Annotated in this window: 15 protein-coding genes; 14 read left to right on the top strand and 1 reads right to left on the bottom strand. The window is 40.0% G+C overall.

Features of this window, described 5'->3' with window-relative positions; genetic code table 11:
* Positions 1–14 precede the first annotated feature (14 nt).
* Positions 15–344: a hypothetical protein gene (locus WFI24_RS16285; RefSeq protein ID WP_336762419.1), complete on the bottom strand. Its 330-nt coding sequence runs from the start codon at positions 342–344 to the stop codon at positions 15–17.
* On the opposite strand from WFI24_RS16285, the gene WFI24_RS16280 reads away from it, so the two are divergent.
* The 14 genes from WFI24_RS16280 (at position 324) to WFI24_RS16215 (ending at position 13,341) form a co-directional block, all read left to right on the top strand.
* Complete coding sequence (locus WFI24_RS16280) at positions 324–914, top strand: ComF family protein (protein ID WP_336762417.1); 591 nt, start codon at positions 324–326, stop codon at positions 912–914. The two genes, WFI24_RS16285 and WFI24_RS16280, sit on opposite strands and share 21 nt — an antisense overlap.
* Before the next feature lie 241 nt (positions 915–1,155).
* Complete coding sequence (locus WFI24_RS16275; RefSeq protein ID WP_336762415.1) at positions 1,156–1,560, top strand: TIGR03826 family flagellar region protein; 405 nt, start codon at positions 1,156–1,158, stop codon at positions 1,558–1,560.
* A 176-nt stretch (positions 1,561–1,736) separates the two neighbouring features.
* A complete protein-coding gene (flgM, locus tag WFI24_RS16270) occupies positions 1,737–2,021 on the top strand; it encodes a flagellar biosynthesis anti-sigma factor FlgM (protein WP_047840678.1) in 285 nt (94 codons plus the stop codon).
* A gap of 11 nt (positions 2,022–2,032) precedes the next feature.
* Entirely contained in the window at positions 2,033–2,536 is a 504-nt protein-coding gene (locus tag WFI24_RS16265) for a flagellar protein FlgN (RefSeq protein ID WP_289390496.1), read from the top strand.
* A gap of 19 nt (positions 2,537–2,555) precedes the next feature.
* A complete protein-coding gene (flgK, locus tag WFI24_RS16260) occupies positions 2,556–4,112 on the top strand; it encodes a flagellar hook-associated protein FlgK (protein ID WP_336762410.1) in 1,557 nt (518 codons plus the stop codon).
* Between the two features lie 25 nt (positions 4,113–4,137).
* Positions 4,138–5,058, top strand: coding sequence for a flagellar hook-associated protein FlgL (gene flgL, locus WFI24_RS16255; protein WP_336762408.1), 921 nt, complete (start codon positions 4,138–4,140; stop codon positions 5,056–5,058).
* Between the two features lie 18 nt (positions 5,059–5,076).
* Positions 5,077–5,646, top strand: a complete 570-nt coding sequence (locus WFI24_RS16250) for a DUF6470 family protein (protein WP_336762406.1) — start codon at positions 5,077–5,079, stop codon at positions 5,644–5,646.
* Positions 5,647–5,672: 26 nt separating this feature from the next.
* On the top strand, positions 5,673–6,170 hold the full coding sequence (fliW, locus tag WFI24_RS16245) for a flagellar assembly protein FliW (RefSeq protein ID WP_336762909.1): 498 nt from the start codon (positions 5,673–5,675) through the stop codon (positions 6,168–6,170).
* Position 6,171: 1 nt separating this feature from the next.
* On the top strand, positions 6,172–6,411 hold the full coding sequence (gene csrA, locus WFI24_RS16240; RefSeq protein ID WP_336762404.1) for a carbon storage regulator CsrA: 240 nt from the start codon (positions 6,172–6,174) through the stop codon (positions 6,409–6,411).
* Between the two features lie 150 nt (positions 6,412–6,561).
* On the top strand, positions 6,562–7,449 hold the full coding sequence (gene hag, locus WFI24_RS16235; protein ID WP_336762402.1) for a flagellin Hag: 888 nt from the start codon (positions 6,562–6,564) through the stop codon (positions 7,447–7,449).
* A gap of 165 nt (positions 7,450–7,614) precedes the next feature.
* The gene (locus WFI24_RS16230) at positions 7,615–9,507 is read left to right on the top strand and encodes a glycosyltransferase (protein WP_336762400.1); all 1,893 of its coding nucleotides are present in this window, start codon (positions 7,615–7,617) and stop codon (positions 9,505–9,507) included.
* Between the two features lie 205 nt (positions 9,508–9,712).
* Positions 9,713–10,501, top strand: coding sequence for a glucose-1-phosphate cytidylyltransferase (rfbF, locus tag WFI24_RS16225; RefSeq protein ID WP_336762398.1), 789 nt, complete (start codon positions 9,713–9,715; stop codon positions 10,499–10,501).
* 42 nt (positions 10,502–10,543) lie between these two features.
* A complete protein-coding gene (locus WFI24_RS16220; RefSeq protein ID WP_336762396.1) occupies positions 10,544–11,224 on the top strand; it encodes a hypothetical protein in 681 nt (226 codons plus the stop codon).
* Between the two features lie 305 nt (positions 11,225–11,529).
* Complete coding sequence (locus WFI24_RS16215) at positions 11,530–13,341, top strand: glycosyltransferase family 2 protein (RefSeq protein WP_336762394.1); 1,812 nt, start codon at positions 11,530–11,532, stop codon at positions 13,339–13,341.
* Positions 13,342–13,354: the final 13 nt, after the last annotated feature.

Here is a 13,354-nt window from a genome sequence, read left to right as displayed (position 1 = left end):
TGGAGGTTTGCATCCTAATGTTCAACTGGCTCAGCAACATAACCGATCACGCGCAACACCTGACCCAGCGTCTTCATCACCTGCTCGCCCCGCCGGGAGCGACTTGTCTGACATGTGGGACTCGAGCGATTCTGTCTTCTACCTATCCAGGCATATGCCCACGTTGTGTGAAGCAGATTCCATGGATTCGTTCCATCCGCTGCCTGCGTTGTGGTCGGGGAGTCGGTTGCCCGGACTGTGCTCGTCCACACTTGCAAAACCGTTCTTTTATCCTCAACCGCAGCGCCGTACAGTACAACGTTCTTATGAAAGAATGGATTGGCATGTACAAATTCAGAGGCCATGAACGATACGCGCAGCTCTTAACCGCGCTGTTGATTCAAGCTTTTCAAGCGATGAGTGATGAACGAAATTCTGCTTTGGCAAAAGAACTCCCAGCCCCCGTGGCTCGTCCCGCCACACCTGCTCAACAAAAGAAGCCGCAATGGCGGCCTGACGCGGTCACCTATGTCCCCGTGAGCAGCGAGCGCCTGGCCGAGCGCGGCTTCAATCAGGCAGAGCGGCTGGCCGCAGGACTTGCCGCCGCCTGCCGCCTACCCATCGTTGATCTGTTGCAGCGTCAGATCAACACCACCAAACAAAGCTTCAAATCACGCGGTGAGCGTATCGAAACGATGAAGAATGCTTTTTCCATCAACCCGGAAGGCATGCAGTTAATTGAAGAATTATGCAGGGAATCTTATCTGCCAACACAGATGGGCATGTCACATGCCAAACCCATACAGTTACTGCTGATTGATGATATATATACAACAGGTAGCACCTTGGACGCTTGCGGGCGAGTTATCCTAAATAGATGCTTCTCAATGGAGATTCCGGTCGAGGTTTACACACTGACACTGGCGAGATCCTAATTAACAAATGGACTTATTGTCTATTTGCGGAATGCTTCACTTCTTGATACACGAGTAATATGTTCAACGGGAGGAGATAGAAGTGATATTTTAACTAAAGTAGCCATGAGTAGGCTTTCGTATATATGCATTCTGTTCCCTCTTTTGTTTTGCAAATAGACTATGGCTTCATCAGAGAAAATAAGGTAATGTATAGTTATTATCTATTCGGAAATGGAAGTTTGAGAGGGGCGTTTTAGCGATGAATCTAGGTAATTGTCCTCGCTGTGGTAAATTATATGCGTTAAATTTTAGAGATGTATGTTCAAACTGTATTAAGGAAATAGAGCTGGAATATCAGATCTGTGTAGATTATTTGCGCGAAAACAAGGGCACCAACATACAGGAACTATCCGATGCAACAGAAGTTTCAATTAAAAACATTACCAAATTCATTCGTGAGGGACGAATTTCCATCGAGAATGCCCCGAATATGATGTATCCTTGTGAAGTATGCGGTACATTGATTCGTGAAGGTCATATGTGTGATTCTTGCCGTAATCGTTTGACGAAAGACTTGGCAGGAGCAGCTCGTGAAGTAGGTCAGAAGGATAACAACAATGTAGGCGGACGAACCTACAATGCTGTCGACAAACTACGCGATTAATAGGAGCGAGGGCTCAAATACATGTTTTGCTATAACAAATGTTTTGAAACGTACCGATAAACTTATTAAAGATTATCGGTTTTTTTTATTATCCTAATCATTTTGATAACATAAAGATAAAGTAAGAAAAACGTATATCGTCGTAAAAACCTAATGTGGAAGGAAGTGCAGTTTAAATGAAAATCAATGAACCGAGTAGGATTGGCGCCATCAATTCATATCAGAGGAACGTTGAATCCAATCAGCAGGCTGATGCCAAGAAGAGCCGCCGTAAGGACGAAGTATCCATTTCTCCGGAGGCGATGAAGATGCTTGAGGAACAAAGTCGTACACAGGATGCAGGACGCATACAACGGATACAGGAACTGAAAGAACAGGTTAGTTCGGGAACGTATCAGGTAGATAGTAGCAAGCTTGCTGACAAGCTGCTGCCGTATTTTAAGTCTTTTGATAAGGAATAGGTGATCACGTAATGGCAGCACTGGACAGATTGATTGCAGTTTTGCAGCAAATGGAACAAAGTCACCGCGATATGCTGGCACTCAGCGAGGTCAAGAGACAGGTCATTGTCAAAAACGATGTGGATGAGCTCATTGCCCTCCTCAACAAAGAATCTCGATTCATGAAACAACAGGAGCCATTGGAGATCGAGCGGCAGAGCGCAGTTCACGAACTGCTACAGGAGCGAGGCATCAAGTCCATGCTGAACCTGAATATCACCGAGATCTCGAAGCTGATTTTTGATCCGGCTGACAAACTGCGATTGCTTGAAGTCCAGAAGAAGCTGGCGGGAACACTGCAGGAATTAAAAGAAATTAATCAACTGAATCAAAAGCTGATCGAGCAATCGCTGATGTTTATTGACCTATCCATGGACATCTTTGCTTCTCGGCCAGAACAGGATGCCACATATCAGCATCCTGCTGATAAGAACGGTAATCCAGGGCGAATCGGTCTGTTTGACACGCGTGCCTGATTAATTAGGGGGAAACCAGGTGACATCTACATTTCATTCAATCGAAACGGCTAAACGCAGTTTGTTCACACAGACGACAGCTCTTAGCACAACAGGCCATAACATAGCCAATGCCAACACGGAAGGCTACTCACGCCAAAAGGTAAACATGCAGGCATCTATTCCAATGGAGCCGTTCGCATTTCTGCATAGCACAACACCAGGACAGCTCGGTACAGGGGTAGAGTTCGACTCCATTACCCGTGTGCGTGAGAAATTTCTGGATGACCAGTATCGCAATGAAAACACCAACTTTGGGAGTTGGTCCATTCAGAGAGATACACTTGAGAAACTTGAAGCTATTGTAAACGAACCATCAAACACTGGTTTTCGAACTGTTATGGATAACTTCTACAAATCATGGTCAGATCTAAGTAAAAACCCAGAGGACGTTACAGCACGTCGGATCGTGAAAGAAACGACTCTGGCGCTAACAGATGCCATGAACCAGATCAGCCGCCAGCTGGATGCACTCAGTCAGGATTTGGATAGTAACATTGCAGTGAAAGGTAATGAAATTCAGGGCTATCTGGGCAACATTGCAAACCTTAATAGTGCTATTGTGAAAGTCGAGTCTCTTGGCGACAATGCCAACGATTTACGTGACCAACGGGACCTGATGACGGACAAATTGTCCAAAATTATAAATGTTACTGTCACTGATTCTCCGCAAGGATACCAGATTCAGATGAATGGACAGGCACTCGTCACAGGCGGGGCGGTACAAGTTGCGGTAGATCCTGCTTTTCTGAATGCTGCGTATACCGCAGGCACGCTTACCAACGGCGAGGTCCATGGGATGATCAAGTCCAGAGACACGTTGGTAAGTGATTATCAGAAACAAATGGATGACTTAGCTAATACGCTTGCCAACGGTGATATTGAGATTACCCTCCCAGCAGGTTCTGTATTGCCAGATAATACCGTACTGGGTGGTGTTACATACACAGGTGCAGCACGGACACTGGCAACTGATCTGAAAGTTACGGTTAAAGGTCTGAACGGTCTGCACCAGCTCGGATACAGCATGGACGGAACTGCGTCACCAGGCCTACCGTTCTTCACAGCATCCGGTGGTGGGACAGCAATCACAGCTGGAAATATTTCTTTGAATGCAGCGATTCTAGCAGATCCAAATAAGATTGCAACATCTCTAAGAACAACTACTGATGCCTCAGGAGCCGAGACCGTAATCAAGGGGAATAATACACTTGCTAATCTGCTTGCCAATCTGAAAGATACGCCGATGAAGTCTGCTGATGGTTTACGTAATGCAACGGTTGGTGCTCAGTTTAGTGCCATTGTGGGACAACTCGGGGTCCAATCTCAGGAGGCAGCACGTCAGACATCAAATTCGGAGTTCCTTGTAGAACAAGTAGATACTCGCCGTCAATCGGTTAGTGGTGTTTCTTTGGATGAAGAGATGGGAAACATGATCAAATTCCAGCATGCATATAGTGCCTCTGCACGTTTTATGACCACATATGACCAATTGCTTGATAAATTGATTAATTCTACCGGTATGGTTGGCAGATAATAAGAGGGGAATGACATAGAAGACGATGAGAATTACGAATAATATGTTGAGCTCGCAATTGATTCTTAACCTGAACCGGAATGCACAACAGATGAATAGTACACAAACTCAACTGGCAACGGGACGGAAGATCAACAAACCTTCTGACGATCCGGTAGGGATTACGTACTCCCTTCGCTATCGTGCAGAACTTTCATCCAATGAACAGTATCAAAAGAATGTGGATAGCGCGGTATCATGGTTGGATTTTAATGATACAGTTATGGATCAAGCAGGCAGCGTGGTTCAACGGTTGAGAGAACTGACAGTGCAGGCAGCCACGGGGACTAACCCGCAATCTGCACTTGATAGTATTAATGAAGAAGTAAAGCAATTAAAAGCACAGCTTGTTGATATTTCAAACAGCACGTTGAATGGGAAGTATGTATTCAATGGTGAAACCTACGATGTGAAACCGTATGATTTCCCTGTCAGTGCTGACGGTTCGTTTGATACAACCAATGCTGCTTCCGTTGTTACAGATACGGGTAAAATTAATTTTATCGTGGGTGAAAGTATCCAATTACCCATTAACGTGACCGGTAATGAAGTATTTGGTGATTCTACGGAAGCTGACAATTTATTTGTAATCTTTAATACGATTAGTCAAGCTCTCGCCAGTGGGGATCAAAAGGAAGTGTCAAATCAGCTTGCAAACATTGATACTCGAACAAACAAGATCCTTGCGATCCGTGCAGAGATTGGGGCGAAAACCAATCGTGTCGAACTCATGCAAGGTCGATTAAGTGATCTTGAAGTGAACTTAACGGATCTGCAAGCCAAGGTGGAGGATGCAGATTACGCAGAACTATCAATTAAGTCTAAGATTCAAGAAAATATATATAATGCTTCACTTTCCGCTGGTGCTAAAATTATATCCCAGTCATTAGTTGATTTTCTTAGATAACAAAGGAGAGATCATCTAATGAGTACTCTTCCAGTAGTACAAATCCACACAACGCCCACGCTATTACATATCGATGCTGACATTGGTCAGCAGTCGATTCGCCAGCCGAAGGCAGAGGTGCAGCTCCATACGAAGCCTGGTAAGTTAACGGTGCAAAGCCACGCAATAGAGTTGAATGTGGATCAGTCCAAGGCGTTTTCTGCCTATCATGGTGGGAATATGATCGATATGAATGCCCGCATATATTCGGGTATTCAGCAATTATTCATGCAGAATATGGCTGAACGTGTGCAACAAGGGAATGATCTGGCAGCCATCCACAAACCAGGCAATACCATTGCCACTATTGTAGGAATGAATTGGCAAGCTAAGCCGTTCCCGGAGACACGCACGGCAGCTTCCTCTGATAATGTGGATGTACGTGTGTTTACGCAAGCACCAGACATTCGCTTTGAAGCAGCGGAATCCGAGATGAATGTAATTGTGAACAAGCCAGAGATTGAATATCAACGTGGTAAGTTGGATATTTATGTGCAGCAATATGCTTCTATACAATACACTCCGCCTACGATTGATATGGGATTATAAGATATAATGTAGAGCTATAGACGGTTATAATACCCGCTATAGCTTTTTTCTATAAAATCATCGCCAAGGAGGCGTTTATTATTTTTATTGAGACAAGTACATGGGGAAAAATTGAAGTAGATGAAAACAGCACATATCAATTTCCAAGAGGTCTACCTGGTTTTGAAAACGAAACTAGTTTTGCCCTGATCCCTTGGGAAGACACGCCATTTAGTTACTTGCAATCATTAACGGAGAAAGAGTTGTCTTTCTTGGTAGTCAGTCCATTTGAGTTTAAACAGGATTATAGTTTTGAACTGAGTGAAGAAGATAAAGAAGAACTCAAAATCGAAGAAGATGTAGCCGTTTATTCCATAGTCACTATACATTCAGATGTGACAAAATCAACGATGAATCTCTTGGCCCCTGTTATAATTAATCCTGCACATCGGGTAGGCAAACAAGTTGTTCTTCAACAATCAGGTTATGTGACTAAACATCTCATATGGACAGAAGAAGCGACTTCGGCGAAGGAGGGGGTCTGAAATGTTAGTATTGTCTCGTAAAAAGGGAGAATCTATTATCATTCAAGATAACATTGAGGTAACTGTATTGGCAGTGGAAGGTGATACAGTGCGGATCGGTATCTCTGCCCCCAAGCACATTGATATCTTCCGGAAAGAGGTATATGCATCTATTCAGGAGGCTAATCGAGAGTCTGCAAAACCTGATGCGCCTAGTGTCGCTGCTTTTATGGAGTTGCTCCAGGGCATTGAAAAAAAATAAAAATAAAAATATTCCAATTTACTATTAACAGTTTCTCACTTCCTGTCGATATATAGTTTAGACGCTGCTTCGGCAGGGCGGCCGACCTTAATGTCGCGGCGTTTACCACAAGGATGTGGAACTAACTTATTTTCAGGGAGGAAATTTCTAATGATTATCAACCACAATATTGCTGCAATGAATACTCACCGTCAATTGGGTGCAAACACAGCTAACACAAACAAGGCTATCGAAAAGTTGTCTTCCGGTCTGCGTATTAACCGCGCTGGTGACGATGCTGCAGGTCTCGCAATCTCCGAAAAAATGCGCGGTCAAATCCGCGGTTTGGATATGGCTACTAAAAACGGTCAAGACAGCATTTCCTTGATCCAAACAGCTGAGGGTGCATTGAACGAAACTCACTCCATCCTGCAACGTATGCGTGAATTGGCAGTTCAATCCTCCAATGATACGAACACAGATAAAGACCGTGAAGCTCTTCAAAACGAAGTTGATGAGTTGGCTAAAGAGATCACTCGTATCTCCAATACAACTGAGTTCAACACGAAGAAATTGTTGGATGGTGCTGCTAAGACTGGTTCTGGTGTACAAAGCGCATCTGACCTTACTTTCCACATTGGTGCAAACGCAGGCCAAAACATTACTTTGTCGATCACGGCAATGGATGCTTTCAGTTTGGGAGTAGCTGGTGGTGGTGCGTCTACACAAGGAACAACAGCTGCAACAGCTGCTTCAGGTATTGCTATCTCGACTCAAGTATCTGCTGATGCTGCCATTACAACGATCAACACAGCAATTGAAACAGTATCTGCTGAGCGTGCTAAACTGGGTGCTTACCAAAACCGTTTGGAGCACACAATCAACAACTTGGGAACTACTTCCGAGAACTTGTCTGCTGCTGAATCCCGTATTCGTGACGTAGACATGGCGAAAGAAATGATGAACCAAACGAAAAACAACATCTTGGCTCAAGCTTCCCAAGCTATGTTGGCACAAGCAAACCAACAGCCACAAGCTGTTCTTCAATTGCTTCGTTAATCTTATATTTTTACAGAAAGAGCCCCCCAGGAATTCCTGGGGGGCTCTTTTTTATGATTAAATACATTGTATTTATTTTCAAGTTTGTAATTTACTAAACGACTAATAAAATGTGTGATTTACACCGACATATATAGTAAGACTTTGAGAGATGAGAGGAATAATATGACCCCTACAATTGCACTGTGTATGATAGTTAAAAATGAAGAAAAAGTTTTAGAACGCTGCTTGGAAAGCGTTCAAAATATCGTTAATGAGATCATAATTGTGGATACAGGTTCAACCGATTCAACTCTTGATATAGCTCGTAATTATACGGATAAAATTTACTTTTTTGAATGGGTAAACGATTTTTCTGCAGCAAGAAATGAGTCCATAAAACATGCTACTTCAGATTATATCCTTATACTGGATGCTGATGAATATTTGGACGAAAATGCTGATTTTGAGAAGGATTTACTTCATTCTTGTGATTATTATTCTTTCAATATAAGCAATCAAATGGGCTTAGGAATGTCATTTAATCATACAGCAGTGAGGCTTTTTAAAAGATCCTTGGGTTTAATTTATGAGAATAGGTTGCATGAGCACCTCAATATAATAGAAGATAATTGGAAATATTTAAGTGGGAAATCCAGCAATGTAATTAATCATGTAGGATATGCTGATGGAGTATTTCTCGAAGAGAAAAAAATCAACAGGAATTTACCTTTGATGGAGCTGGAAGTACAAGAAAACCCTAATGCTTACAACCTATACAACATGGGTCAAACGTATTTTGGGATTGGTAAGTATAAAGCATCAGTAGAATATTTTAAGAAGGCATATCCTCTAAGTAAGGACAGAGTATTTCTTCCAGATCTCTTAACTAAACTGGCATATGCCATGGCAGAGTTAAAGCAAACTGAGGAAGCTCTTTCTATTTTGACAGACTCTATAAATCTGTTCCCACAAGAAACAGAGATGATCTATATTTTAGGTCTTATTTATCAAAATGCCGGATATTATCGAGATTCCGAGATTTGTTATCGTAAATGTATTGAGCTTGGAGATCAGGGATATTACGTTACAGAAGGCAGCGGCGGTTATATGTCTCATCTTAGATTATCAGAACTCTATGAGCAGCTTGGACGTTTAGAAGATAGCTTGGCAGAAGTCGTAAGAGTATTAGAATTAAAAAATAATTTTATTCCTGGTGTTCAGCAATATCTGAGACTTTTTCCTAAATTAAAAACAAAATTTAAAGATTTTGATGATGTTTTAACAAAAATCTATGTAATTGAAAATGTAAATGATTTGCAGTTGTTACTCAACAATTTGTATGGGGCACGGAATCCTATACTCGAGTATTATTTGACCAGATACAAAATAAACGCCCAGCCTAATGTAGTAGCCACAGCCAAAATATATAGCAAAAAGTATGTTGAAGCCAAATTGTTATGGTCTCAAATTAATCATAAGGAAGAGGAAAATGGAAAAGATTTGCTGTTGTTGTCTGTTTTGTTACAGGAAGAATACTTTCTTGAAGATATACGTTCATTAGTAAATTTAAGTAATAAAGAGATGGTAACCGTAAAGCACCTAGTTTCTTCTCGAACGGGTAAGGTCGTATTAACTACAAAACTAGAAAATATATTGCTTGATGTATGTATGTATCTAATTATTTTGGAAGATTTTGATAAGTTTCAATGGGTGGCAGAGTTAATGATTGAATCTCGACAAGAGATAAAATTTCGACTCAGTAAGCTTATAAGCGACTATGGTTTTGATGAACTTGCAATAGACCTACTTATATCTACTTTCAAAGATCAACCTAATAATGTGGAGGTTGTAAGGCTTTTAGGGGATCTATGTTTTAGAAATAATTACTTCGAGGATGCGCATTTATTCTATACTAAGCTTCTTGCACTTGATCCTAAATACAATTCGTATGAAAGAAGCTTGAATTACTATGAGAAAGTAATAGACGTTGAAGGGACTATGAAGATAAAGAGGGAGATGGAAAAGCGGTATCCTTATGCGTCGCACGTGAAGAAAACAAATGAAGAACAGATGTGAGGTCACAAAATAATATCTATTATAAGAGTTGAAGATATTAAAATAACGTACAACCTCAAATTTCGTACTCATAAGAATTACTTAAACCTTAAGAATAATCTGATATAGTCAGCCCTATTAACAATAAATTCATCTTAGGATTTAAATAATTTATAAACACAAAGTATATTATGATCAAGTTGCTGCCAAAGGGGGATTTTAGCAAATGAAAGTAGTGATTTTAGCGGGTGGAAGAGGTACTCGGATTAGTGAAGAATCTCATCTGAAGCCTAAACCAATGATTGAAATTGGTGATGCTCCAATATTATGGCATATCATGAAAAGTTACTCCTATTACGGCTTCCATGAATTTATTATATGTTTGGGATATAAAGGATACATCATCAAAGAGTATTTTGCTAATTATTATCGGCACATGTCTGAAGCGATCACCTACGACTTTTCTTCTGGTTTAGATAATAGTGTGCATGTGCATCGGAATTCTGTTGAACCATGGAAAGTCACTTTGGTGGACACTGGGTTAAATACAATGACCGGTAGCAGGATCAAACGAATTGAGCCTTATGTTGGACAAGAACCGTTTATGTTAACTTATGGTGACGGATTGGCTGATATAGATATAGAGCAATTAATAAAAAATCATTATCAAAGTGGTAAGTTGGCAACAATTACTGGTGTACAACCTGATGGCAGATTTGGACGGCTTGAACTAGAAGGGGATGCAGTAACTGGATTTGCCGAAAAGGTTAGAGGTGATGGGGGCTGGATTAATGGTGGATACATGGTTTGCCAACCCGAAGTGTTTAAATATATTGATAATTTTGATAGCACAATATTAGAACAATCACCATTACAGGAATTGGCTCGGGATGGACAGCTTAATGTATACAAACATGAAGGGTTTTGGCAGCCCATGGATACTCTTCGAGAAAAAATTATGTTGGATGATCTATGGAGTAGCCAGAGAGCACCATGGAAAATCTGGGATAAGTAGAGTCGTTTTATCTGTGAGTAATTGGTAAAGGCCGGTGAATATATGCTTGAGATTTCATTAGATTTAAATGAACTTCAGCAATATGTTGTTCAACAACTAAATAATTTCTATCCTGATAATCGGTTATTGGATAAAGAAAAGCGATTTGAATTGACTATAAACAGGGCACTGGAACGTACAGAGTATTGTTTTCAACATGTTTCACTACCTACGTATCATCGTGATAAAAAAACCTACTTCTCTCATCTTCATGCTGATCAGTACACGGTGTTTTTATGGTTTTTATCTAACGAAATTTGGAAGGCGTTTGAAGATGAGGAGATATCCTCAAAAATATTTGGGCTTAATAAAGTTTTAAATGGATTTCATTGTATGTATAATGCAGAGCTACCTGATATTTTTTTAGTTGTGCATGGAAATGGCATTGTACTAGGTAGAGCGACATATGGGAATTATTTGGTTTGTTTTCAGGGAACTACTGTCGGGGCTGTAGACGGTCATTACCCAATCTTGGGAACAGGCGTTACTTTGGCACCTAACTCTTCAATTATAGGGAAATGTAATGTTGGAAATTTGGTAACCGTAGGGAATCAGGCTTTTCTTAGAAATAGAGATGTTACTGATCAATCGCTTTATTACCGCGATATAGATTCAGGTAAACATTCAATTAAATTTAGTGAGACACCGTGGGCTCAATCATATTATAACGTACCTATACTGTGACTTGGAGATTCTTAAAGGTAGAAAAATTTCAAATCTCTGTACAGATCACAATATATAAACAAACGATTTTTTCCTTTTTTATTTTAATAGTGTATATGTTCATAGAGTGCATCTCCAGTGGAATGATCTATGATTTTGTGAAAGAAATGTTAAGAGCATGATCTAGAAAAGGTACAAGAAACTTTATGAACAAGATATCATACAAATTTCTGACTTTTGGGGTGGGAAGTTTCTTAACGATAACCTTAACGTTTTTCGAAGGATGAGTACTGTCGACTTAATGAATTTGTTTGAAGGGGTGGAACATGAATAACTATGTAGCAACTCAGATACTTGAAACTTTACATGTCGGAAATGAGGGAATCCGTTATCTGGATGATTGCATTCAGCGTGGGGAACTAAGTCTGTCCGATATTAGAATATTGAATAACATACTTGATCTACTATCGGCACTTGAAAACACTACTTTAGATGTATCTACTCCAAATCGGATTAATGAGATTATTGCTAACATTAGATACTACATTGAACAGCTTGAACAAAGTGTCAATGATAATGTGAATGCGTTCATATACGACTTTCGCTTTCACTTGTGTTCATTGTTTCGGATTTTGGAGTTTGAATTTGCTTACATTTTAGAGAATTACATTAATAAAAATGATTATCCTTATCTTTATCCAGAAGTGGGAACCGTTGATCATGTTCGGATTGCGTCACAAGGAGAAGATGCTAGTATTAAAGTTAGTATCGTTTTAGTTGCTTACAACAATCTCGATTACACACGAGATTGTGTAGAAAGCATTTTAGCGAATACGAATGACGTAGAGTACGAATTGATTTTGGTAGATAACGGTTCAACGGATGGAACAAAGGAGTATTTTGATTCGATTTCAGGAGCGAAAGTAATTCATTTGAAGTATAATCTGCACGTTACAAAAGGATTCAATATAGGTTTGATGGCTGCAGAAGGTAAGTACTCAGCTGCTGTATGTAATGATTTCATTTTCACTCCAAATTGGTTAGGGAACTTAATTGAATGTATTGAATCAGATAGTAAGATCGGATACGTATCTCCAGCATCTAATTTCATTTCTAATATGCAGCAAATTCCAATTCCGTTTATTTCTAAAGAGGATTTTCAGGAAAAAGCTAGGAAATATAATGTTAGTGACCCTTCAAAGTGGGAAGAACGTGTAGTGTTGTTACCTAATGTTTTGTGTTGTCCTACTGCTTTATTGGATCGGCTTGGTTATTATGACACACGTTTTTTCCGTGGTGAATTTGTAGATGATGACATTAGCTTCAAAATCAGGCGAGCAGGGTATAAGCTCATTTATTGTGCAGATACGGTGACACACCATTATGGGAGCTTGACAACTGCAGCGGATCATCTTACAAATTCGCTTGAAGAAGGTAGGCAGACTTTCTTTGAAAAGTATAAGCTTGATGCTTGGGAAGATGCACGAATGCAGGGTTTCTACCTAGATATTGAACCAGAACTATTATCAGATGTGTATTCTGTTTTGGGTATTGATTCTAAGTGTGGAGCAACTTTACTTCAAATAAAAAACCGGATATGGTCTGAGCAACATGTAAAGTCTGAATTGCATACCTTGATTTCTAATGATAAATATAAGGAAGATTTACTGACGATCTCAGATAAGGTATCCATCTTTAACGATTTTTCGAACTTAAAGCAAGAAATAGATAATAAAGTTGATATGATATTTATCGAAGAGCCACTAGACTCTTATAATATTGATCTCCCTGATCTCTTTAACTACTTAGCTGAAGCGGTGAATCAAGAAGGGAAATTGATATTTACAATTAGCAACGGAATTAGCGTAGAATCATTGTACAGTATGTTGAATAACGCTAATTCAGTACACAATAAAAAAATATATGTTACAGATGTTGTATGTAAAGAGGCCGAAAAATCTGGATTTGAACTTATTTCAATTAAAGATTATGCTATACCACGCAGTTCTGAGAGTATAGCAATTATCAATAAATTATCTCACTCGTTGTCTAGTGGGGCGCAAGATGAAATCAATTATCTGAATACACTGCTTAGTTGCTCTTATAGACTATTTCAAATGAAACTTAAATCCACTTAGAAATATGAAAGTG

The sequence above is a fragment of the Paenibacillus sp. USHLN196 genome (genome assembly GCF_037144955.1).
GTDB classification, from domain to species: domain Bacteria; phylum Bacillota; class Bacilli; order Paenibacillales; family Paenibacillaceae; genus Paenibacillus; species Paenibacillus xylanexedens_C.
Note: the sequence above shows the minus strand (reverse complement) of the source record. Positions and strands in the feature narration are given on the sequence as shown.